Raw genomic sequence first — 21,273 nt, 5'->3', positions numbered from 1 at the left:
CCGGGAAGAAGCTGAGCTGATACATCAGCCCCGGCACACTCCCCGGGTCGCGGCGTAAACGCCTTACCCGGGCTACCGGCCCGCAGACGGCGGTGAATTCGTAGCCCGGCTAAGCGCAGCGCGAGCCGGGAAGAGGCCGAGCTGATTCATCAACCCCGGCACACTCCCCGGGTCGCGGCGTAAACGCCTTACCCGGGCTACCGGCCCGCAGACGACGGTGAACACGTAGCCCGGCTAAGCGCAGCGCGAGCCGGGAAGAAGCTGAGCTGATACATCAGCCCCGGCACACTCCCCGGGTCGCGGCGTAAACGCCTTACCCGGGCTACCGCTACCGGCCCGCAGACGACGGTGAACACGTAGCCCGGCTAAGCGCAGCGCGAGCCGGGAAGAGGCAGAGCTGATACATCAACCCCGGCACACTCCCCGGGTCGCGGCGTAAACGCCTTACCCGGGCTACCGGCCCCGCAGACGACGGTGAATACGTAGCCCGGCTAAGCGCAGCGCGAGCCGGGAAGAGGCCCAGTTGATACATCAGCCCCGGCACACTCCCCGGGTCGCGGCGTAAACGCCTTACCCGGGCTACCGGCCCGCAGACGACGGTGAATACGTAGCCCGGCTAAGCGCAGCGCGAGCCGGGAAGAGGCAGAGCTGATACATCAACCCCGGCACAGCGGCGTAAACGCCTTACCCAAGCTACCGCCCCGCAGACGGCGGTGAATTCGTAGCCCGGCTAAGCGCAGCGCGAGCCGGGAACAGGCCGAGCTGATACATCAGCCCCGGCACATTCCCCGGGTCGCGGCGTAAACGCCTTACCCGGGCTACCACTGTCCAGGCTACGGGAGTTGCGGCATCGGGTAGCCCGGACAGGCGCAATGCGCCGCCTCCGGGAGAATGCGTTATCCGTTAGCAGCCACCTTGCGCAGATCGAACACGCGGCAGGCCTTACCCTCGGAGCGCGGAATGCTGCCGCAGTTAACAATGCTGATATCGGTCGAAATCCCCACCATCGACTTGATCCGGTGGCGCAGCTGGTGGCAAATCTGACAGCGCTGCTCGTGGTTCAGCGCCAGACCGCTCTCTTTTAGCTCCACGCGCACCGAAAGTGAATCAAGATGGCCCCGGCGGTTGACTTCCAGCTGATAGTGCGGCGCCAAATGTTCGAACTTGAGGATCTCCTCTTCCAGCTGCGACGGGAAGACGTTCACGCCGCGGATAATCAGCATATCGTCGCTGCGCCCGCTGATGCGATCCATCCGGCGCATGGTGCGGGCGGTGCCCGGCAGCAGTCGCGTCAGGTCGCGGGTGCGGTAGCGGATCACCGGCAGCGCTTCTTTAGTCAGGGTGGTGAACAGCAGCTCGCCGTGTTCGCCGTCCGCCAGCGGCGTACCGGTGTCCGGATTCACCACTTCAGGGTAGAAGTGATCCTCCCAGATCGTCGGACCGTCGGCGGTTTCCAGACACTCCATCGCCACCCCCGGCCCCATCACCTCCGACAGGCCGTAGATATCCAGCGCCGAAATCCCCAGACGACGCTCGATTTCCGCCCGCATCGCATGGGTCCACGGCTCCGCGCCGAACACGCCCACCCGCAGGGAGCAGCCGCTGGCGTCGCCGCCCATCTGGCGCTCCAGCTCTTCAATCAGGTTCAGACAGTAGGACGGCGTCACCATAATCATATCCGGCTTAAAATCGCGGATCAGCTGCGCCTGTTTTTCAGTCTGCCCGCCGGACATCGGTATCACCGTCGCGCCTAAACGCTCCGCGCCGTAGTGGGCACCCAGCCCGCCGGTAAACAGACCATAGCCGTAGGCGACATGAATTTTGTCTTTTGCCGTCCCGCCCGCCGCGCGCAGGGAGCGGGCGACAATATTGGCCCAGTTATCAATATCGCTTTGCGTATAGCCCACCACCGTCGGTTTGCCGGTGGTGCCCGAAGACGCGTGGATACGCACCACCTGCTCCATCGGCACCGCAAAGGTATCAAAGGGGTAGTTGTCGCGCAGATCCTGCTTGGTGGTGCAGGGAAACTTGCTCAGATCGCTCAGTTCGTGAAAATCGTCAGGATGAATGCCCGCCGCGTCAAATTTACGGCGATACATCGGCACGTTCTCATACGCATGCTTAAGGGTCCACTTCAGACGCTGGGTTTGCAGGGCCTGTAGCTCGTCGCGCGATGCGGTTTCAATCGGGTCTAATTGAGTTATCGTTGTCATTTTGTAGGGTACTCGCAGGTAGATTCGCTCACACTCGCTCAAGGATCATGGCAATGCCCTGACCCACGCCAATACACATCGTACACAGCGCATAGCGCCCGCCGCGGCGCTGCAGCTCCAGGCTGGCGCTTAATGCCAGCCGGGCGCCGCTCATTCCCAACGGATGGCCTAAGGCGATGGCGCCGCCGTTGGGGTTAATATGCGGGGCATCATCCGCCAGCCCCAGCTGTCTGAGCACGCCCAGCGCCTGGGCGGCGAAGGCTTCATTCAGCTCAATCAGATCCATATCGTTTATACTCAGCCCGGCGCGCTCCAGCGCTTTACGTACCGCCGGTACCGGTCCAAGCCCCATCAGCTTCGGCTCGACGCCCGCCGTCGCCATCGCCACAATACGCGCCCGGGGCGTCAGCCCCTGAACGATGGCCTGCTGCGAGCTGGCGATAATCAGCGCCGCGGCGCCGTCGTTGACGCCGGAGGCATTTCCCGCGGTCACTACGCCACCCTGACGGAACGGCGTTTTTAGCCGCGAAAGCTGTTCAATGGTGGTGTCCGCCCGCGGATGCTCGTCGTCGCGCACGACGTTTACCGCTCCTTTCCTGTCGACAACGTTTACCGGTACGATCTCCTGCGCCAGAATGCCGTCGCGCTGGGCCTGAGCCGTACGCTGCTGGCTGCGGAAAGCGAAAGCGTCCTGATCGGCGCGGCTGATATTTAACAATTCAGCTACATTCTCCGCCGTTTCCGGCATGCTGTCAGTGCCAAATCGCTGCTGCATGAGCGGGTTCACAAAACGCCAGCCGATGGTGGTATCAAACAGCTCGGCCTGGCGCTGCCAGGGGGCGCTGGCTTTGGCCATCACAAACGGCGCCCGCGACATGGACTCGACGCCGCCGGCGATCATCAGATCCGCCTCTCCGGCTTTGATGGCGCGTGCGGCGAAGCCGATAGCGTCGAGACCGGAGCCGCACAGACGGTTAATGGTGGTGCCGGGTACGGTGTGCGGATAGCCCGCCAGCAGCGTCGCCATATGGGCCACGTTGCGGTTGTCTTCGCCAGCCTGGTTGGCGCAGCCGAGAATCACATCATCAATCGATGCCGGATCGAACTTCGGGTTACGGCTCAGCAGTTCGCGCAGCGGGATGGCGGCGAGGTCGTCGGCGCGCACGCTGGCCAGCGCCCCGCCGTAGCGGCCAATCGGCGTGCGGATCCCGTCACAAATAAAGGCGTCGCGCATCAGACTTCTCCTGTGATTGTGCCGCCGATGCGGTGCGATTTACCGCGGAACAGAGCGACAACTTTTTGCTGTTGGTTAACAATTTCTATGTCATAGACCCCGGTCAGCTTGCCCTGATGCTTAACTCTCGCCGTCGCGGTCAGCAGCTCGCCGACAAAGGCCGGACGCAGAAAATCGATGCTCGCCGCCGACGCGACCGCCGCCAGCCCCTGACTGTTGCAGGCGTAGGCGAAGGCGGTATCGGCGAGCGAAAACAGCTGTCCGCCGTGGCAGGTATGGTGGCCGTTGAGCATGTTCGGGGTGATCGCCATGGTCATCTGCGCGTAGCCCTGGTCCATCTCGATAATTTCAATTCCCAGCGCTTTCGCACAGTTATCGTTCTCGTACATCGCGCGGGCGTTGTGCCAGGCTTCATTGCTCATGATGTCTCTCCATCAGCGCCTTCTGGCGCAGCAGGGAACAGGGGCGATAGCGCTCTTCGCCGTAGTGCCGCTGCAGGTTTTCCAGCAGCCGCAGCACCCGGCCCCAGCCAAGTGATTCACCCCACGCCAGCGGGCCGCGCGGGTAGTTGACGCCCAGACGCATGGCGGTATCGATATCCTCCGCGCTGGCGACGCCCTTCTGCAGCGCGTCCAGCGCTTCGTTAACCAGCATCGCCACCGTCCGCCACACCAGCAGGCCGGGATAGTCGGCGATCTGCAGCACCTTTTTGCCCTGCTGCTGAAAATAGAAAATCGCTTTATCGATCGCCGCCTGAGAGGTGGTTTCCGCGCTGGCCAGCACCACCGTATCGCCTGCGCTATGGTCGTAGACCACCACCGGACGGCCGTGCTGGATGCTTAATGCCAGGGCGGTTTCGCCGGTCGTTTCCAGCAGCAGCACCTCGTCCAGATCGGTGACAACGTCACGTTTTATGCGCTTTGCTGCGCGTTCTGCCGATACGGCGGCCAGGGCCAGCTCAGGCTGCGCTTCGCCAGGCCAGCAGTAGACCCCCTGCCCGCTCTTTTTACCCAGCCGTCCGGCCAGCGCCAGCTCCTGCTGCAGCAGCGACGGCAGATAGCGGCGGTCCTGCCAGAAGGCGTTAAACACCGAACAGGTCACCGCAAAGTTGATGTCCTGGCCAATCAGGTCGGTCAGCGCCAGCGGCCCCATGGGAAAACCGCCGCCGTCGCGCAGGGCGGCGTCAATCACCTCCGGCGCGGCGACCTGCTCCTCCAGCGCTCGCCACGCTTCGGCATAAAAAGGCCGCGCCACGCGGTTGACGATAAAGCCGGGCGTTGAGCGGCAGCGAACCGGCTGTTTTCCCCAGTCGCTGACCCGCAGGCAGAGCTGTTCAACGACTTCCGCCGAGGTGGCCAGGCCGCTGACCACTTCCACCAGCTTCATTACCGGGGCCGGGTTAAAGAAGTGCAGCCCGGCGACCCGCTCCGGGTGTTTTATTCCCGCGGCGATGGCGGTGATCGATATCGACGACGTGTTGCTGACCAGCAGCGTCGACGGGGAGCAGATTTCGGCCAGCTGTCTGAACAGCGCTTTTTTCACGTCCAGGCGCTCGGAGGCGGCTTCAATAACCAACTCCGCACGGGCTAAAGCGCTCAGATCCTCAGCCGGTGCCAGACGCGACAGCAGCGCCCCGGCCTGTTCCGCCGCCAGCTTGCCGCGGCTGACGCGGGAGGCCAGCCGCTGGCGAATCCCGTCGATGGCGCGAACCACCGCCTCAGGGGCGATGTCGTAAATCAGTACCGGATGCCCGGCGGCGGCGGCCACTTCGGCAATGCCGGCGCCCATGGTGCCGCTGCCTATCACCGCGACGGTAGGTAACGTTGTGCTCATCGGCTATTTCCCGCTGAAGTGAGGTGGACGCTTCGCCAGAAAAGCGCTGACGCCTTCGCGATAATCGGCGCTGCGTCCGGCCAGGCGCTGGTAGTCGCGCTCCAGGTCAAGCTGCTGGTCCAGGGTCTGGGTTTCCGCCAGCCGCAGCGCGTTTTTAATCAGCCCAAGGCCATAGGTCGGCTGGGCGGCCAGGTGCCGGGCCAGCGCCAGGCCGGTGTCTTTCAGCTCGGCATCGTCCACCACCTGCCAGATCATCCCCCACTGCGCCGCCTGCTCCGCGCTCAGGCTATCGCCAAGCAGCGCCAGCCCCATCGCCCGCGCGCGCCCCGCCACGCGCGGCAGAAACCAGCTGCCGCCGCAGTCCGGCACCAGACCAAGCTTGCTGAACGCCATGACGAACTTCGCTGAACGCGCCGCCAGCACGATATCGCAGCCCATCGCCAGCGTAGCCCCCGCGCCCGCCGCGACGCCGTTCACCGCGCAAATCACCGGTTTCGGCAGCGCCGCCAGACGGCGCACCAGGGGGTTGTAGAAACGCTCGACCGATAAACCGAGATCCGGCGCCGGCCCGCTGGGGTCAACGTTGCGGTCATTTAAATCCTGCCCGGCGCAAAAGCCGCGCCCGGCGCCGGTCAGCAGTAAACAGCGCACGCTGTCGTCGCGTTCGGCCTGTTTCAGGCACGCCGCCAGCTGCTGGTGCATCAGGTCGTTAAAACTGTTCAGACGGTCCGGGCGATTAAGGGTAATCGTCATCACGCCCTGTTCCACTTCGCTGAGAATGAAAGCTTCCACGATTAGCGTCCTTTAAATTCCGCAGTGCGTTTATGTAAAAAGGCGTCGATGCCTTCGCGGCGATCTTCGGTCGCGCTCAGCAAAGTAAACAGCTGGCGCTCCTGCTGAAGCCCGGCCTGCAGGCTCACCTCCTGCGACAACCGCAAAGCCTGCTTAGCCGCGCGCAGCGCCAGCGGCGAGTGGCGAGCCACGGTTGCCGCCAAAGCGAGTGCATATTCATCGGTGAGCGCTGGCGGATAAACCTCGCATACCAGCCCCGCCCGCTGCGCCTGATGGGCATCAATGCTTTCGCCGCTCAAGACCATCCGGCTGGCCAGCGCCTTACCGACGGAGCGGATCAGGCGCTGGGTTCCGCCCGCGCCCGGCATCATGCCGAGGGTGATTTCCGGCAGGCCGAAGCGGGCGTTATCGCCGGCGACAATCAGATCGCAGAGCAGCGCCAGCTCGCATCCGGCGCCGAGGGCATAGCCGTTAACCGAAGCGATCAGCGGTTTACTGAAGGCGTCGATACGCGCCCACAGCCGCGGGCGAATATCATCGAGCGTGGCGGGCAGATCTTTTTCCGCCATTTCGTTCAGGTCAGCCCCTGCGGCAAAGAAGCGTTCGTTACCGCTGATGACGCAGACGCCGACCGACGGGTCCAGCGCCGCCGCGTCGAGCACGTCGGCGATCTGCGTCAGCAGCGCGTTATTCAAAGCGTTGCGCGCCTGCGGGCGATTTAGCGTCAGCTGCAGTACGCGCTCGTGACGAGCAATGAACAGTTCGCTCATGCCATCCCCCGCGCGTCAAAGTCGACAACCACATCGTCGCTGGTGGGCAGCGCCTGACAGCTCAGCACGTAGCCCGCCGCCAGTTCGTCGGCTTCAAGGCTGTAGTTAGCGGCCATCGCCACCTCGCCGCGCAGCACTTTGCATTTACAGGTGGCGCAGACGCCCCCCTTGCAGGCAAACGGCAGGTCCGCCCCCTGGCGCAGCGCGGCGTCAAGAATGCTGTCATCCTCCGCGCTCAGGGCAATGGTTCGGTCGCGGCCGTCCTGACGAATCGTGACCGCGCGGCCCTCCGCCTGGACGCCGGTAGCCCGCCTGGCGCGGCTGTCCGGGGTATTAAAACGTTCCAGATGAATCGCGTCCTCCGGTATGCCCAGCTCGCGCAGGGCGATCTCCGCTTCATCCATCATCGCCGCCGGGCCGCAGATAAAGGCGTGCTCGAAGCGGCTGAAGTCCAGCAGATGGGCGGCCAGTTCGCGCAGCTTGTCGCCGTTGATGCGCCCCTGCAGCAGATCGCTGTCCATCGACTCCTGGCTGAACAGGTGTACCACCTGCAGACGCTGCGGATAGCGGTCTTTCAGGTCGGCCAGCGCCTGACGGAACATCATGCTGTGGCTGCTGCGGTTGCCGTAAACCAGCGTGAAGCGGCTGTCGACTTCGGTGGCGAGGGTGGCGTCGATAATCGCCATCATCGGCGTAATGCCGGAGCCGGCGGCAATCGCCAGGTAGTCAGCGCAACGCCCGGCCTGCGGCTGGTAGCCGAAATGTCCCTGCGGCACCATCACGTCCAGCGCCATGCCTTGCTGAATGTCGCTCTGGGCATAGCGCGAGAAGCGCCCGCCGGCGATGGCCTTCACCGCCACGCTGATTTCACCCGGCGAGCGGCTGCGGCAAATGGAGTAGCAGCGCCTGAGCTCTTCCCCGCCAAGGCGCGCTTTCAGGGTCAGATGCTGGCCCGGACGGAAGGCGTATGCATTACGCAGCGCGTCGGGAATGGCAAAGGTGATGGTGACCGCATCGCGGGTTTCCGGCTCCACTTTCGCCACGGTAAGCGAATGAAATGTCGTCATCGCAACCTCAAATACATTTAAAGTAATCAAAGGGTTCCCGGCAGCTGTCGCAGCGATACAGCGCTTTGCAGGCCGTGGAACCGAATTCGCTAATCAGCGAGGTGTGGCGGCTGCCGCAGCGCGGGCAGACCACGTCCTCCGGCATGTGGGCATGGCAGGCATGGCCCTGCGGCGGACTGATGCCGTACTGGCGCAGGCGTTCACGCGCGTCCGGCCCCATCCAGTCGGTGGTCCACGGCGGGTCAAGCTGCAGCACGATATGCACCGGCGCGTAGCCGTTTTCCGTCATTGCCGCGCGGATTTCTCCCAGTAGATGTTCGGTGGCCGGGCAGCCCGAATAGGTTGGCGTGAAGCCAATCACCCAGCCATCGCCGCGGCGCTCCACGCTGCGCACCAGGCCGAGGTCGGTAATGGTCAGCACCGGCACTTCCGGATCGGGAATGGCGCCTAACAGATCCCAGACGGCGTGGACCTCCGGGGGCGCGATATCAACCAGACGTTGCATAATCCCCTCCTGCTACCACTGCTGGCCGGGATAGGCGCGCTGTAAATACTGCATCTCCGCCAGCAGCGGCCCGAGATGTTCGCTGTGCAGCCCCTGCTTACCGCCGCTGCGGAAAGCCGCTTCTTGCGGGATCTGCAAACCGGCGTCGATCAGCGCCGTGTGCACCGCGTTCTGCCATTCGGCCTGCAGTTCGCGGGGGTCGACGGCGATGCCCTGCGCAGTCAGCTCAATTTCCAGCTCATCGGCCTGGAACAGCTCGCCGGTAAAGCGCCACAGGTTATCCACCGCGCTCTGCATTCTCTGGGCGGAAAGCGCCGTGCCGTTGCCCAGGCGCTCCAGCCAGCCGCGGCTAAAGCGCTGGTGGTAGCGCACCTCTTTCAGCGCCCTGGCGGCGATGGCGGCAAGCTGCGCATCGCGACTGCCGACCAGGCGGCTGAACAGCGCCACGTGCCAGACATCGATGAAAAACTGGCGAGCGAGGGTGTCGGCGAAGTTGCCGTTTGGCTGCTCCACCAGCAGTAAATTGCAAAACTGGCGCTCGTCGCGGCCAAAGGCCAGGGTATCTTCATCGCCGCTGCCGGTCAGTTCGGCGGCGTAGCTGAGGAAATGGCGCGCCTGCCCCAGCAGGTCGAGGCCGATATTGGCCAGCGCCAGATCGATCTCCAGCTCCGGCGCGTGGCCGCACCACTCGCCCAGACGCTGGGCCAGCACCAGGCCGTTATCGCCAAGGCGCAGAGCATAAGCGGCAACGGGGTTATCGTTTTTCATCGTGGCCTCACATATGTTCCATGCCGTCGGGCACGGTGTAGAAGGTGGGATGACGATAGACTTTGCTCTCCGCCGGGTCGAAAAACGCGCCGCGCTCTTCGGGCTGCGAGGCGACGATTTCGCTGGCCTTCACCACCCAAATCGAGCAGCCCTCACTGCGGCGGGTATAGGCATCGCGGGCGTTTTCCAGCGCCATCTGGTCATCGGCGGCGTGCAGACTGCCGACGTGGCGGTGCGACAGTCCCTGTTTGCTGCGAACGAACACTTCATATAACGGCCAGTAGTTTTTGCTCATCTTCATTCTCCTTACGCGGCGTCGCGAGCCTGCTGTTTTTGCGCATGCGCCAGCGCGGCTTCCCGCACCCACGCGCCCTCTTCCCATGCCTTGCGTTTAGCGCCCAGGCGTTCGTGGTTGCAGATCCCGCGTCCGGCAATCACTTCGTTAAATTCGTGCCAGTCGATGGCGCCAAAGCGGTAGTGGCCGCTGGTTTCATCCAGCCGCAAATCCGGGTCGGGTACGGTCATGCCGAGGATTTCCACCTGCGGAATGGTGTTATCGACAAAGCGCTGGCGCAGTTCGTCGTTCGAGTGGAGCTTGATTTTCCACGCCATGCTGCGGGCGCTGTTTGGCGAGTTATCGTCACCCGGGCCAAACATCATCAGCGCCGGCCACCAGAAACGGTTGATGGCGTCCTGCAGCATCTGCCGCTGCGCGTCGCTGCCCTGCGCCAGCGCCATGCAGGCTTCAAACCCCTGGCGCTGGTGAAAGCTCTCCTCTTTGCAGATCTTGACCATTGCCCGGGCGTAGGGTCCGTAGGAGGTGCGACACAGCGCCACCTGATTGACGATGGCCGCGCCGTCCACCAGCCAGCCAATCACGCCGATATCCGCCCAGCTCAGGGTCGGGTAGTTAAAAATGGAGGAGTACTTCATCTTGCCGTCGAGCATCTTCTGATACAGGTCTTCGCGGGCGCAGCCGAGGGTTTCCGCCGCGCTGTAGAGGTACAGGCCATGCCCGGCTTCATCCTGCACTTTCGCCAGCAGAATCGCTTTGCGCCTAAGGGTCGGCGCGCGAGTGATCCAGTTGCCTTCCGGCAGCATGCCGACGATTTCCGAGTGCGCGTGCTGACCAATCTGGCGGATCAGCGTTTTGCGGTAGGCTTCCGGCATCCAGTCCTGCGGTTCGATGGCCGTCTCCTGCGCGATGCGCTGGTCAAAGCGTTGTTCTTCTGTCACGTCATCACCTTTATGATTCCAATAAATTCGATTAAAAATAATTTTCGAATCACTTTGTTTTATAAAAGTTACATTCAGGTTAAATAAAACCACAAATTTTGTTTGTTCTTTTTGTGATAGCGACCGCAAAAGCTTTTGTAAAAACCCTTATTAACAGGGTATTAAGTGCATGACGCAGATCATCACCGATCACAATGTTAATAAATTATTAAATGCGAGCTTGATTTTTATGATTCACCAAAGAACTATTTATAGATATTTCACGTAACACATCTGGAGATGAACCATGCAGCAGTTAGCCAGCTACTTGTCCGGCGCGTGGCAGACCGGCCGGGGCCACGCGCGTACCATCCATCACGCCATCAGCGGCGAAGCGCTATGGGAAGTCACCAGCGCGGGTCTGGATATGGCGCAGGCACGACGCTTCGCGATTGAGCGCGGCGGCAAAGCGCTGGGGGCGATGACCTTTATTGAGCGCAGCGCGATGCTGAAGGCGCTCGCCAGATATTTGCTGGAGCACAAGGCAGAGCTGTACGCGATCTCCGCCGAAACCGGCGCCACCCGCGCCGATAGCTGGGTAGATATCGAAGGGGGCATTGGCACCCTTTTCACCTACGCCGGTCTCGGCAGCCGCGAGCTGCCGGACGATATCCTGTGGCCGGAAGATGAGCCGATCCCGCTGTCAAAACAGGGAGGCTTCGCCGCCCGCCACGTGCTCACGTCAAAATCCGGCGTGGCGGTGCATATCAACGCCTTTAACTTCCCCTGCTGGGGCATGCTGGAAAAGCTGGCGCCCACCTGGCTTGCCGGTATGCCCGCCATCATCAAACCGGCTACCGCCACCGCGCAGCTGACGCAGGCGATGGTCAAAATGATTGTTGATAGTGGGCTGGTGCCGGAGGGGGCAATCAGCCTGATCTGCGGCGGCGCGGGCGATCTGCTCGACCATCTCGATAGCCAGGACGTTGTCACCTTTACCGGCTCGGCCCGTACCGGACAGCAGCTGCGGGTGCATCCCAACCTGGTCGCGAAGTCCATTCCCTTCACCATGGAAGCGGATTCGCTGAACTGCTGCGTACTCGGTGACGACGTCACGCCGGCGCAGCCGGAGTTCGCGCTATTTATTCGCGAAGTGGTACGAGAGATGACGGCGAAGGCCGGGCAAAAGTGCACCGCCATCCGGCGTATTATTGTGCCGCAGGAGCAGGTGAAAGCGGTGAGCGACGCGCTGATTGCGCGCCTGCAAAAAGTGGTGGTCGGCGACCCGGCGCAGGAAGGCGTGAAGATGGGCGCGCTGGTGAACCACGAACAGCGTCAGGACGTGCAGGATAACGTCAACCGTCTGGTGGGCGCTGGATGTGACGTGCTGCTGGGCGGCCAGGCCGATTTCAGCGCCGCCGGCGCCTTCTTCCCGCCAACGCTGCTGTACTGCCCGCAGCCGGACGAGACCCCGGCGGTACACGCTATTGAAGCGTTTGGTCCCGTCGCCACCCTGATGCCGTATCAGAACGTTGAGCACGCCATGACCCTGGCGCGGGCCGGCGAAGGTAGCCTGGCCGGAACCCTGGTGACCGCCAGCGGCGAACTGGCGCGGGCGTTTATTCTCGGCGCCGCCCGCGCCCACGGGCGTATTCAGATACTGAACGAAGAGTCTTCCGCAGAGTCCACCGGCCACGGCTCCCCGCTGCCGCAGCTGGTACACGGCGGCCCGGGGCGCGCCGGCGGCGGCGAAGAGCTGGGCGGCCTGCGGGCGGTGAAGCACTATATGCAGCGCACCGCGGTTCAGGGCAGCCCGACGATGCTCGCCGCAATTGGCCAGCAGTGGGTGCGCGGCGCGCAGGTGGTGGAAGACCGCATTCACCCGTTCCGTAAATATTTCGAGGAGATCCAGCCGGGCGACAGCCTGCTGACGCCGCGCCGCACCCTGACCGAGGCGGATATCGTCAACTTCGCCTGCCTGAGCGGCGATCACTTTTACGCTCATATGGATAAGATTGCCGCCGCGGAGTCGATTTTCGGCGAGCGCGTGGTGCACGGCTATTTCCTGATTTCCGCCGCTGCCGGGCTATTTGTTGACGCCGGGGTCGGCCCGGTGATCGCCAACTACGGAATGGAAAATCTGCGCTTTATCGAGCCGGTGAAGCCGGGGGATACCATCCAGGTACGCCTGACCTGCAAACGCAAAACGGTGAAACGCCAGCGCAGCGCGGAGGAGAAAGCGACCGGCGTCGTCGAGTGGGCGGTAGAGATTTTTAACCAGCACCAGCAGGCGGTCGCGCTCTACTCCATCCTGACCCTGGTGGCCCGCCAGCAGGGGGATTTTGCGGAGTAAATATTAGAAACTCGCCCATCTTTATCGCCATCTTCATGCCTCTGCGGAGGCATTTTTTGTAACTGGCAAAACTGACAAACAACCTGGCAAAAGCAGGCAAACGCCTCGGCGCTGACCGCTGTTAGGTTAACGATACACAAGCCGACATTCGCAGCGGCACTGCACAACACAACAATAAGGTGAGGTCTCAATGGCGATTCTTTCTCCCCGCAAAACGGCTCTGGCGTTGGCTGTCGCTCTGTTTTGCGCTTGGCAAAGCCCGGCGTTCGCCCACGGTGGCGAAGCCCATATGGTCCCGATGGACAAAACCCTTCAGGATTTTGGCGCGGACGTTCAGTGGGATGACTACGCGCAGATGTTTACCCTGATTAAAGACGGCGCTTACGTAAAGGTAAAACCGGGGGCGAAAACGGTCATCGTCAATGGTAAAACCCTGGAGCTGCAGGTGCCGGTAGTGATGAAAGACGGCAAAGCGTGGGTTTCTGACACCTTTATCAACGACGTGTTTCAGTCCGGTCTTGACCAGACTTTCCAGGTGGAAAAACGCCCGCATCCGCTGAACTCGCTGTCAGCGGCGGAAATCAGCGCAGCGGTCGCTATCGTTAAAGCCGCGGCGGATTTCAAACCCAATACCCGATTCACCGAGATCTCTCTGCGCGAGCCGGATAAAAAAGCGGTGTGGGATTTTGCCCTCAACGGTACGCCGGTCAACGCCCCGCGCGCTGCCGACGTGATCATGCTCGACGGCAAGCACGTTATTGAGGCGGTGGTGGATTTACAGAATAAAAAAGTGCTTTCATGGACACCGATTAAAGACGCCCACGGCATGGTGCTGCTGGATGATTTCGCCAGCGTGCAGAACATCATCAACGCCAGCAGCGAATTTGCCGAAGTGTTAAAAAAGCACGGCATCGACGACCCGAGCAAGGTGATTACCACCCCGCTGACCGTCGGCTACTTCGACGGCAAAGATGGCCTCAAGCAGGACGCGCGGCTGCTGAAAGTGGTCAGCTATCTTGACGTTGGCGACGGTAACTACTGGGCGCACCCGATTGAAAACCTGGTAGCGGTGGTCGACCTTGAGCAGAAGAAGATCATCAAAATCGAAGAGGGGCCGACGATCCCGGTGCCGATGGCGGCCCGCCCCTATGACGGGCGCGACCGCGTTGCGCCAAAGATTAAACCGCTGGATATCATTGAGCCAGAGGGCAAAAACTACACCATTACCGGTGATATGATCCACTGGCAAAACTGGGATTTCCACCTGCGCATGAACTCCCGCGTTGGGCCGATTCTCTCCACCGTGACATATAACGATAACGGCAAGAAACGTCAGGTGATGTATGAAGGTTCGCTGGGCGGGATGATCGTCCCCTACGGCGACCCGGACGTGGGCTGGTACTTTAAGGCCTATCTCGATTCCGGCGACTACGGTATGGGCACCCTGACCTCACCTATCGTCCGCGGTAAAGACGCGCCGTCTAACGCGGTCCTGCTGGATGAAACCATCGCAGACTATACCGGCACGCCCACGACCATCCCGCGCGCAATTGCCATCTTCGAACGCTACGCCGGGCCGGAGTATAAGCATCAGGAGATGGGCAAGCCGAACGTCAGTACCGAGCGTCGCGAGCTGGTGGTGCGCTGGATCAGCACCGTCGGCAACTACGACTATATTTTTGACTGGGTATTCCACGAAAACGGCACCATCGGCATTGATGCCGGGGCGACCGGCATCGAAGCGGTGAAAGGCGTGCAGGCGAAGACCATGCATGACCCGAGCGCCAAAGAGGACACCCGCTACGGCACGCTGATTGACCATAATATTGTCGGCACCACCCACCAGCATATTTATAACTTCCGCCTCGATCTAGACGTTGACGGCGAGAACAACACGCTGGTGGCCATGGACCCGGAAGTGAAGCCGAATACCGTCGGCGGTCCGCGTACCAGCACTATGCAGATCAATCAGTATACGATTGATAGCGAGCAGAAAGCGGCGCAGAAATTTGACCCGGGCACCATCCGTCTGCTGAGCAATACCACGAAAGAAAACCGGATGGGCAACCCGGTATCGTATCAGATTATCCCCTACGCGGGCGGCACGCATCCGGTCGCCACCGGGGCAAAATTCGCGCCTGATGAGTGGATTTATCATCGTCTGAGCTTTATGGATAAGCAGCTGTGGGTCACCCGCTATCATCCCACCGAGCGCTTCCCGGAAGGCAAGTACCCTAACCGTTCGATTCACGACACCGGCCTCGGCCAGTACGCGAAAGATGACGAGTCGCTGGACAACCATGATGACGTGGTGTGGATCACCACCGGCACCACCCACGTGGCCCGCGCCGAGGAGTGGCCGATTATGCCGACCGAGTGGGCGCACGCGCTGCTGAAACCGTGGAACTTCTTTGACGAGACGCCGACGCTGGGCGAGAAGAAACAATAGGCACGTCACGGCCTCAGCGATGGGGCCGTTTTTATTTATCCGCGGTCAATGCACATGCAGCGGGCAGCAGGACCGGTATAGCCTGTTTTTCAACTTCTTTTGCCATATATGTTAGATGTCGGCGATTAACTTATATGGCATAAAAGCAGGCAACGAATATCAATGAGAATGGCTTTATGTCGCTTTACGATCTCAGAACCGAAGCGCAGGCATTGCCGGCGTCCTGGCGCTCCCGGATCTTAGGCCGCGTTGGGGCAACGAATCTCAAAGTCCTGCGCATGGATGCCCACTCTGTCGCTGAGGAGGTACATGAATATGACGAGGGATTACTGGTTATAGACGGACGTCTGGAACTGAGCGTGCAAGAGAAAAAAATTTCCGTCGCGCCCGGCCAGCTTTATATAGCCAAAGCGGGAATTCCTCATACGGTAGAAGCAGGCAGCTTTGGCACCCTGGTGATTATAGATTTACCAGACAGCGGTTTCAGCGGCGCATCCCCTGCTGATTAAGTGAAATGTGCGGTAGACAGCGTTGTGCCAAAAGCGGATTTTTTTAGACAGCCATTCAATCTTTCAACGAGCTCAATTCTTCAGCGAGCCATTGTCTTAGAATGCTTATTTTAAATGAGTCCTGATTATCTGAACGGTAGACTAAATCGTACCCCCGCTCAGCCTTAAGCTTGAACTGTGGAAACGGAACAACAAGCCTTCCAGCAGCGACATCATCTGCAATCAGAACGCTGCGTCCCAGAGCAACGCCTTCGCCACGTATAGCCGCCTCAGTCGCCATGCTGCCAAGAGTCCATAAGGGCCCCTGCTGGCAGCTAAAATTTTTTTCTCCGGCCATCTCAAACCATGCCTTCCAGTTCGCCTGCATTCTGTACTCATGTAGAAGAACGCAATTTAAAAGTCCCTTAATCTCTGTCAGACCATTATGTTTCTCAAGAAAATCTGGGCTACAGACAGGAGTGACTGTTTCATCGAACATACGTTCAGACGAAACATCTCGATAATTGCCAAGGCCGTAACGAATGGCAGCATCTACCTGACCATCATTAAGATCCACATTAACGTCAGTAACATCCAGCTCAATTTCAAATTCAGGATATCTCTGCCTGAACCGACTTAAACGCGGTGCTAACCACTTACTGGCAAATGAAACCGTTGTACTTATACGTAAACTTTTTATCAGGTTTCTTCCTCGCAGACGCTCGGACTCCCGCATTAAATCGCTCAAAAGACGGGTAACCAGTTGGTGAAATTCAGCCCCTTGCTCCGTCAGAATTATCTGCCGCGTCAGCCTGAAAAATAGCTTTAACCCCAGATGCTCTTCGAGCTTCCGGATTTGCCGGCTTATCGCGCCATGCGTAACGTGCAACTCCGCTGCCGCCAGCGTCATGCTTGAGAGGCGGGCCGTGGCTTCAAAAGCGCGCAGAGTCTGCAATGGGGGAAGGCGATCGAACATCATACGCGTGATAATAATTCACGCGTGTTGTGAGAACAAATGATTTGTCAGGCCAGAGTCCAAAAATCAAAATTAACAAAAAGAACATTATTATTTTCATAGCGATAACTGGAGGAATAATGGAAAGTTTATTTGTTTACGGGACACTCGGACCTGGCCGGCCTAATGCTCATATTCTTGAAAATATCGGGGGGACATGGCAGGAAGGCCACGTTGGGGGTTCTTTATTAGAGAAAGGCTGGGGTGCAGAGATGGGTTATCCGGGAATTGTACTGGATGACTCAGGTCATCGTGTACCGGGTTTCCTTTTCAAATCAGAGAATTTACATAATCACTGGCACCTACTCGATGAGTTCGAAGGTTCTGAGTATGAACGGGTTCCTGTAGAGGTAACCACATCGAACGGTCAGACAGTGCAATCATGTCTCTATATGCTCAAAGCATAAACTGTTAGCGGCTGGTCCTGGTTCAGGTCGAGATTTTTAACTGTGTCCGTTAACAAATAAAGGTGACTGTCGGCCGGTTACAGGTAATCTGACGATGTCAGCAAGCCAGTTCAGATATGGCTGATTGAACGACCAATGATGCTAAAACGCTCTACAGGTTCTAATACAGAGAATAAATCATCCTTAATGCATCATGCACAAATCTTTAGCCCTATCTATGTCCGCTTCTCGCTCATAGCGGACCTTTGCACTTGTCCGTTTCGTGCCGTAGGCGGACGTTGCAGTATCTTCCACTTTCGGCTCGAATCAGTCTGAGGTAACGTAGCAGAAATTTTTTTCCGGACTCAACCACGATGCCTTCCATCGAAACGTTTATGACTTTCCTTCTCGCGCTGACGCTTCTGGAAATTTCTCCGGGGCCAGACATGATGCTGACCATCGCCAGAGGAGTCGGTCAGGGAAGACGTATTGCACTGCTTACGGTTCTGGGCAATGTCTTTGTCGCAGGTTTTGTGCAAGTTTCTTTTCTTGTTCTTGGGCTGGTGACCGTTGTGCATGCCTGGCCAGTTGCGCTGGATCTGCTAAGGTGGGCTGGTGCGGCTTATCTGATGTGGCTGGGCATAAAAATGATAGCGACTTCAGGCACAGATACTCGGCTGCGAAAAACCGCAATAATTTCTGACTGGAATGCGGTTAAGGAAGGTGCCCTGAACAGCCTGACGAACCCAAAATCCCTGCTGTTCATGTTTGCTTTTCTTCCTCAGTTTATCGATCCCGCCGCGGGTCCTGTCTGGCTGCAATTGCTTGTTCTGGGGAGTATCCAAAAGCTGGCAGGAATTGTTTCCCTGGGGTCAGTCGCAATGGCATCAGGGACATTTGGAAACTGGCTACGTAAACACCCAGGCTTTATCAAATGGCAGGAACGATTTACAGGCGTTGTCATGATAGGCCTTGGTATCCGCATGTTGTTCAGCGGGTCTGGTGTAGTCTCGAAATCTGCCCGGTAAGTTTTACCGAAACAGTAAACCCAGTGTCCGCCTCTCGCTCATAGCAGACCTCGCGACGCTTCAGATGGTCCGCTTTGTGCCGGGAGCGGACTGTCCAAGCCGAAGACGATATTGAGTGTCTTCGCCGGAAATGCCGCCTTTCACCGCTAAGCGTTATAAACGCTCAAAACCGTAAAATGTGATAAGTGAAGCCACTATTATTCATCTACGAACTTATCTGCTTCAGGAGAATAATGCTGACAAACGCATGCCAGCTTATGCCCGTCAGGATCGCGCAGATAGGCAACATAAAAGTCGGGGCCGTATGCGGTTCGTGTACCTGGCTCGCCTTCATTCTCCCCTCCCGCAAGGAGGCCTGCTGCATGAAACCGCCTGACAAGGTCAGCGCTGTCTGCACGGAATGCGAACATTGTCCCGTTTCCCGCCGTTGCGGGATGCTGGTCAAAAGGAGGACAAATACAGAAGTTGAACACCTCATGTGGATTATTTTCATCTCCCCACATTGCCCAGCCTTCTGTCCAGGCTGGCAGTCGTGAGTAGCCAAGAACTTTAAAAATAGCCTCATAAAAGTCCACGGAGCGCTGAAAGTCATTTGTACCTATAGTGATATAAGCCAGCATCTTAGTGCATCCTCTTTGCCCTTTTTTGAACAGACATGATATCTCTCTGAGTCGCGATGAACTATTTCCGCGGATGCGCCTGTTGCCGCTTTGAAACCTGAGCACCGGCGGTTACGGCATACCATGCTCTGTTAATCTCTTCGACTATAAGAAAAATAGCCGGGAAGACATTATCCCTGGGGTTGACACCGACTTGCCAGCCAGCGACCGACTTCTGGCCATATTTTTTCCGCACATCGGGTACGGAAAAAGCCCATGTGGCCGACCGCCGGAATACCATAATCCGCGTGCCGGATCTCGCGGCGTTCAATTTTTGCGTTTTCCACCGGCGCCATCAGGCGCGTAATCGCTGCAGAATTAGCCCAGGGATCGTCATCAAAACCGAGTACCAGAAGGGGTAACGTGACTTCGCTTGCCCGTCGGCGCGCATCCCAGGCGCGATCGTCATAAAAATAGTCGGGCATGGCACTCCAGCGCCCCCATTGCAGCATGACGGGCGCGGGTAAATCTTCCCCCAGCCCGAGGCGTCTGGCAGGCATATAGCCAAAGGTACGACACAGAACCGGCGCCAGAATACGTAATAAAAACCAGACTCTGAGCTTTTCCTGCGTTTGTTGAATTGTGCGAGTGACGCCAGCGTGCGAAGCAACAAGAACCGCCGCATGCAGCGACCGGGTGGCCGTTGAAAGCAGAATAGCGTGCCCGCCAACGCTGTGCCCTACCGCCATCAGCAGAAGATTGGGGAAACGCAGCTTTGCCCACGCGGTGACGCAGCCGACATCCTGCTCGATCCAGTCAGACATTGAGACATGACAGTGTTGCAGCGTGCCTGACCTGGAATGACCTATCCCCCGATAGTCGTAGGTCAGAACATTGAATCCCATTGCGTAAAGATACTCAGCGAAGTCCTTGTAAAACGCCTGTGATACCGCGGTGGCAGGATGGAGGATCACCAGCGCTTTAGCATCGCTTCTCTCCCATACTGTGGCAGCCAGAACATCCCCCTGCTTTACAGGGATTGTTATCAGGTTCATAAAGGATATCCGCCCATGTGGTCATACCAGTTAAATAATTTTAACTGTAGCCGCCACGGGCAAATCTGGCGATGTTTTTATTCCTCTATTAACGTCCTCTTCTCACGTAACGTCCTCTTCTCACGCTGCACAGGCTCAGCGGTCTTTTCCCCCAACCACCAGCGCCAGAAGCGGTTGGTACTGATAAGCCACTCAATCTCTTGCTTTTTTTCGACCTGTCGATCATGCTCATCTCGTGCAGATTAAGCGCAGCGGTTCGAATACGGGACAGGCAGATGCCCCTCGCGCGCTCATGACGCCCCTTTATTTAATAGCAGGAGATCACCATGCTTGAACTTCGCCCTAATTGTGAATGCTGTGATAACGATCTGCCGCCAGAATCAACAAGCGCGTACATCTGTTCATTCGAATGCACCTTTTGCGTTGACTGCGTGACTCAGCGGCTGCAAGGCCGGTGCCCGAACTGTGGGGGAGAGCTGGTGCGCCGCCCAATACGCCCCGAATCAGCCCTCCTTCGGCATCCTGCCTCCAGCCTGCGCCGATATAAACAATAAGCCGGTTTGTCACTTATCGCTGACGATCCGGTTCGCCGCGTGCCCGCTCATCCTCGTTTACGTAGCGCGTTAAGTAGCGCCTGCGTTGCGCCGGAAGACGTTCCGGATGACGAACAGACCAGCCGAAACTCACGGTGTATGGCAGGCGTCACTGGCACCACGCACAGATTGCGCAACGCCTCTGGCAGGGCTGATTCAGGCACAATGGCGACGCCCATCCCTTCCGCGACCAGCTTACAGGCGCTAATCCAGTCGCGTACCGTCACGCGTATATCAACAAGTTGCAGACCCGCCTTTTCCATCAGGCTTTTGCCATTAACGGCGCATCCGCCTGTCGCCAGAATAAAGGGCTGGTCTGCCAGCGCCTTTAGCGTTATGCCACACGTCCTGGCATGATGTGCCAGCCGATGAGTGGCTGGCAGTACCGCTACCCATGCATCCTGCCCTAATACAACGTCAGCACGGCCGGGTTCGGGATTCATGACTACCCCCAGTTCAACGGTATCAGCGGCCAGCCACTCCTCGACCTCCTCGTCCGAGCCTTCCAGGATGACGACGTCAATACCCGGATGCAGGCGCTTAAAGTCCCGCAGCAGTCCAGGCAACAAGGTGGACGTCACTGATGGAAAGCTGGCCAGGCGAATGCGCCCGCGATTTAAACCCCGGCTCTCATCGGCCAGTTCGCGGATGGCATTTAGCTGCGAAAGCATGTTTCTTGCGTGTTCAACAACCTGCCCGCCCAGCGCGGTCACGCCGATATATCGTCGCTCACGTATAAATACCGAAAATCCCAGTGAAGACTCTAGCTGGGCGATTGCCTGGCTGGCGCCGGACTGAGTCATTCCTATCTCCTCTGCGGCGCGCGAGATGTTGCCGGCATCCGCCACCGCCACCAGTAAGCGCCAATGTAAAAGGTTCATCATGATTATCAGTAGCTCAGCTAATAGTT

Annotated in this window: 21 protein-coding genes; 6 read left to right on the top strand and 15 right to left on the bottom strand. The window is 59.0% G+C overall.

Annotated features, from left to right (window positions below; genetic code table 11):
- Nucleotides 1-896: 896 nt before the first annotated feature.
- The 11 genes from paaK to paaA are packed head-to-tail and all read right to left on the bottom strand — an operon-like array spanning nucleotide 897 to nucleotide 10,418.
- Nucleotides 897-2,213: a phenylacetate--CoA ligase PaaK gene (gene paaK / locus ACESQ2_RS09700; RefSeq protein ID WP_301718657.1), complete on the bottom strand. Its 1,317-nt coding sequence runs from the start codon at nucleotides 2,211-2,213 to the stop codon at nucleotides 897-899.
- Nucleotides 2,214-2,241: 28 nt separating this feature from the next.
- Complete coding sequence (pcaF, locus tag ACESQ2_RS09695; RefSeq protein WP_373170332.1) at nucleotides 2,242-3,447, bottom strand: 3-oxoadipyl-CoA thiolase; 1,206 nt, start codon at nucleotides 3,445-3,447, stop codon at nucleotides 2,242-2,244.
- On the bottom strand, nucleotides 3,447-3,869 hold the full coding sequence (gene paaI, locus ACESQ2_RS09690; protein WP_025107920.1) for a hydroxyphenylacetyl-CoA thioesterase PaaI: 423 nt from the start codon (nucleotides 3,867-3,869) through the stop codon (nucleotides 3,447-3,449). The genes pcaF and paaI overlap by 1 nt, the downstream gene beginning before the upstream one ends.
- Nucleotides 3,859-5,280 (bottom strand): 3-hydroxyacyl-CoA dehydrogenase, encoded by a 1,422-nt coding sequence (locus ACESQ2_RS09685; protein ID WP_373170331.1) that lies wholly within the window; start codon nucleotides 5,278-5,280, stop codon nucleotides 3,859-3,861. The genes paaI and ACESQ2_RS09685 overlap by 11 nt, the downstream gene beginning before the upstream one ends.
- A gap of 3 nt (nucleotides 5,281-5,283) precedes the next feature.
- Nucleotides 5,284-6,072, bottom strand: coding sequence for a 2-(1,2-epoxy-1,2-dihydrophenyl)acetyl-CoA isomerase PaaG (gene paaG / locus ACESQ2_RS09680; protein ID WP_004850504.1), 789 nt, complete (start codon nucleotides 6,070-6,072; stop codon nucleotides 5,284-5,286).
- 2 nt (nucleotides 6,073-6,074) lie between these two features.
- Nucleotides 6,075-6,842: a 2,3-dehydroadipyl-CoA hydratase PaaF gene (paaF, locus tag ACESQ2_RS09675; protein ID WP_222581880.1), complete on the bottom strand. Its 768-nt coding sequence runs from the start codon at nucleotides 6,840-6,842 to the stop codon at nucleotides 6,075-6,077.
- Complete coding sequence (gene paaE, locus ACESQ2_RS09670; RefSeq protein WP_224260232.1) at nucleotides 6,839-7,909, bottom strand: 1,2-phenylacetyl-CoA epoxidase subunit PaaE; 1,071 nt, start codon at nucleotides 7,907-7,909, stop codon at nucleotides 6,839-6,841. Before paaE ends, paaF begins: the two co-directional genes overlap by 4 nt.
- Nucleotides 7,910-7,916: 7 nt before the next feature.
- Nucleotides 7,917-8,414, bottom strand: a complete 498-nt coding sequence (paaD, locus tag ACESQ2_RS09665; RefSeq protein ID WP_004850498.1) for a 1,2-phenylacetyl-CoA epoxidase subunit PaaD — start codon at nucleotides 8,412-8,414, stop codon at nucleotides 7,917-7,919.
- A gap of 12 nt (nucleotides 8,415-8,426) precedes the next feature.
- A complete protein-coding gene (gene paaC, locus ACESQ2_RS09660) occupies nucleotides 8,427-9,182 on the bottom strand; it encodes a 1,2-phenylacetyl-CoA epoxidase subunit PaaC (protein WP_064377878.1) in 756 nt (251 codons plus the stop codon).
- Between the two features lie 7 nt (nucleotides 9,183-9,189).
- Nucleotides 9,190-9,477: a 1,2-phenylacetyl-CoA epoxidase subunit PaaB gene (gene paaB, locus ACESQ2_RS09655; RefSeq protein ID WP_004850493.1), complete on the bottom strand. Its 288-nt coding sequence runs from the start codon at nucleotides 9,475-9,477 to the stop codon at nucleotides 9,190-9,192.
- A gap of 11 nt (nucleotides 9,478-9,488) precedes the next feature.
- Nucleotides 9,489-10,418, bottom strand: a complete 930-nt coding sequence (gene paaA / locus ACESQ2_RS09650; protein ID WP_025107926.1) for a 1,2-phenylacetyl-CoA epoxidase subunit PaaA — start codon at nucleotides 10,416-10,418, stop codon at nucleotides 9,489-9,491.
- Between the two features lie 286 nt (nucleotides 10,419-10,704).
- Between paaA and paaZ the strand changes: the two genes are divergently transcribed.
- The 3 genes from paaZ (at nucleotide 10,705) to ACESQ2_RS09635 (ending at nucleotide 15,708) form a co-directional block, all read left to right on the top strand.
- Nucleotides 10,705-12,750: a phenylacetic acid degradation bifunctional protein PaaZ gene (gene paaZ, locus ACESQ2_RS09645; RefSeq protein ID WP_187228587.1), complete on the top strand. Its 2,046-nt coding sequence runs from the start codon at nucleotides 10,705-10,707 to the stop codon at nucleotides 12,748-12,750.
- A gap of 190 nt (nucleotides 12,751-12,940) precedes the next feature.
- Nucleotides 12,941-15,199, top strand: coding sequence for a primary-amine oxidase (gene tynA / locus ACESQ2_RS09640; RefSeq protein WP_373170330.1), 2,259 nt, complete (start codon nucleotides 12,941-12,943; stop codon nucleotides 15,197-15,199).
- Nucleotides 15,200-15,375: 176 nt separating this feature from the next.
- Complete coding sequence (locus ACESQ2_RS09635; protein WP_046877267.1) at nucleotides 15,376-15,708, top strand: cupin domain-containing protein; 333 nt, start codon at nucleotides 15,376-15,378, stop codon at nucleotides 15,706-15,708.
- 55 nt (nucleotides 15,709-15,763) lie between these two features.
- On the opposite strand, the gene gcvA is transcribed toward ACESQ2_RS09635, so the two are convergent.
- Complete coding sequence (gene gcvA, locus ACESQ2_RS09630; protein ID WP_224225651.1) at nucleotides 15,764-16,666, bottom strand: transcriptional regulator GcvA; 903 nt, start codon at nucleotides 16,664-16,666, stop codon at nucleotides 15,764-15,766.
- Nucleotides 16,667-16,782: 116 nt separating this feature from the next.
- Here gcvA and ACESQ2_RS09625 point away from each other — a divergent pair, with 116 nt between their 5' ends.
- Entirely contained in the window at nucleotides 16,783-17,109 is a 327-nt protein-coding gene (locus tag ACESQ2_RS09625) for a gamma-glutamylcyclotransferase family protein (protein WP_046877266.1), read from the top strand.
- Between the two features lie 353 nt (nucleotides 17,110-17,462).
- Nucleotides 17,463-18,116 (top strand): LysE family translocator, encoded by a 654-nt coding sequence (locus ACESQ2_RS09620; RefSeq protein ID WP_046877265.1) that lies wholly within the window; start codon nucleotides 17,463-17,465, stop codon nucleotides 18,114-18,116.
- 197 nt (nucleotides 18,117-18,313) lie between these two features.
- On the opposite strand, the gene ACESQ2_RS09615 is transcribed toward ACESQ2_RS09620, so the two are convergent.
- Both ACESQ2_RS09615 and ACESQ2_RS09610 read right to left on the bottom strand, forming a co-directional pair.
- Complete coding sequence (locus ACESQ2_RS09615; RefSeq protein WP_049070132.1) at nucleotides 18,314-18,736, bottom strand: VOC family protein; 423 nt, start codon at nucleotides 18,734-18,736, stop codon at nucleotides 18,314-18,316.
- Between the two features lie 170 nt (nucleotides 18,737-18,906).
- Nucleotides 18,907-19,770 (bottom strand): alpha/beta fold hydrolase, encoded by an 864-nt coding sequence (locus tag ACESQ2_RS09610; RefSeq protein ID WP_224260235.1) that lies wholly within the window; start codon nucleotides 19,768-19,770, stop codon nucleotides 18,907-18,909.
- A gap of 326 nt (nucleotides 19,771-20,096) precedes the next feature.
- Between ACESQ2_RS09610 and ACESQ2_RS09605 the strand changes: the two genes are divergently transcribed.
- Entirely contained in the window at nucleotides 20,097-20,324 is a 228-nt protein-coding gene (locus ACESQ2_RS09605; RefSeq protein ID WP_071846104.1) for a DUF1272 domain-containing protein, read from the top strand.
- A 47-nt stretch (nucleotides 20,325-20,371) separates the two neighbouring features.
- Here the strand turns inward: ACESQ2_RS09605 and ACESQ2_RS09600 are convergent, their stop codons facing one another.
- Complete coding sequence (locus ACESQ2_RS09600; protein ID WP_049070134.1) at nucleotides 20,372-21,247, bottom strand: LysR family transcriptional regulator; 876 nt, start codon at nucleotides 21,245-21,247, stop codon at nucleotides 20,372-20,374.
- Between the last annotated feature and the right edge of the window lie 26 nt (nucleotides 21,248-21,273).

Source organism: Klebsiella sp. Q11 (assembly GCF_964241505.1).
In the GTDB taxonomy this organism is placed as follows: domain Bacteria; phylum Pseudomonadota; class Gammaproteobacteria; order Enterobacterales; family Enterobacteriaceae; genus Klebsiella; species Klebsiella michiganensis.
Note: the sequence above shows the minus strand (reverse complement) of the source record. Positions and strands in the feature narration are given on the sequence as shown.

Coding starts and splice junctions, on each gene's coding strand:
- paaK (WP_301718657.1), bottom strand. CDS start 2,213: ATGACAACGATAACTCAATTAGACCCGATTGAAACCGCATCGCGCGAC.
- ACESQ2_RS09605 (WP_071846104.1), top strand. CDS start 20,097: ATGCTTGAACTTCGCCCTAATTGTGAATGCTGTGATAACGATCTGCCG.
- ACESQ2_RS09615 (WP_049070132.1), bottom strand. CDS start 18,736: ATGCTGGCTTATATCACTATAGGTACAAATGACTTTCAGCGCTCCGTG.
- pcaF (WP_373170332.1), bottom strand. CDS start 3,447: ATGCGCGACGCCTTTATTTGTGACGGGATCCGCACGCCGATTGGCCGC.
- gcvA (WP_224225651.1), bottom strand. CDS start 16,666: ATGATGTTCGATCGCCTTCCCCCATTGCAGACTCTGCGCGCTTTTGAA.
- paaC (WP_064377878.1), bottom strand. CDS start 9,182: ATGAAAAACGATAACCCCGTTGCCGCTTATGCTCTGCGCCTTGGCGAT.
- paaZ (WP_187228587.1), top strand. CDS start 10,705: ATGCAGCAGTTAGCCAGCTACTTGTCCGGCGCGTGGCAGACCGGCCGG.
- tynA (WP_373170330.1), top strand. CDS start 12,941: ATGGCGATTCTTTCTCCCCGCAAAACGGCTCTGGCGTTGGCTGTCGCT.
- paaF (WP_222581880.1), bottom strand. CDS start 6,842: ATGAGCGAACTGTTCATTGCTCGTCACGAGCGCGTACTGCAGCTGACG.
- paaI (WP_025107920.1), bottom strand. CDS start 3,869: ATGAGCAATGAAGCCTGGCACAACGCCCGCGCGATGTACGAGAACGAT.
- paaB (WP_004850493.1), bottom strand. CDS start 9,477: ATGAGCAAAAACTACTGGCCGTTATATGAAGTGTTCGTTCGCAGCAAA.
- ACESQ2_RS09685 (WP_373170331.1), bottom strand. CDS start 5,280: ATGAGCACAACGTTACCTACCGTCGCGGTGATAGGCAGCGGCACCATG.
- ACESQ2_RS09635 (WP_046877267.1), top strand. CDS start 15,376: ATGTCGCTTTACGATCTCAGAACCGAAGCGCAGGCATTGCCGGCGTCC.
- ACESQ2_RS09620 (WP_046877265.1), top strand. CDS start 17,463: ATGCCTTCCATCGAAACGTTTATGACTTTCCTTCTCGCGCTGACGCTT.
- ACESQ2_RS09625 (WP_046877266.1), top strand. CDS start 16,783: ATGGAAAGTTTATTTGTTTACGGGACACTCGGACCTGGCCGGCCTAAT.
- ACESQ2_RS09600 (WP_049070134.1), bottom strand. CDS start 21,247: ATGATGAACCTTTTACATTGGCGCTTACTGGTGGCGGTGGCGGATGCC.
- paaD (WP_004850498.1), bottom strand. CDS start 8,414: ATGCAACGTCTGGTTGATATCGCGCCCCCGGAGGTCCACGCCGTCTGG.
- paaE (WP_224260232.1), bottom strand. CDS start 7,909: ATGACGACATTTCATTCGCTTACCGTGGCGAAAGTGGAGCCGGAAACC.
- ACESQ2_RS09610 (WP_224260235.1), bottom strand. CDS start 19,770: ATGAACCTGATAACAATCCCTGTAAAGCAGGGGGATGTTCTGGCTGCC.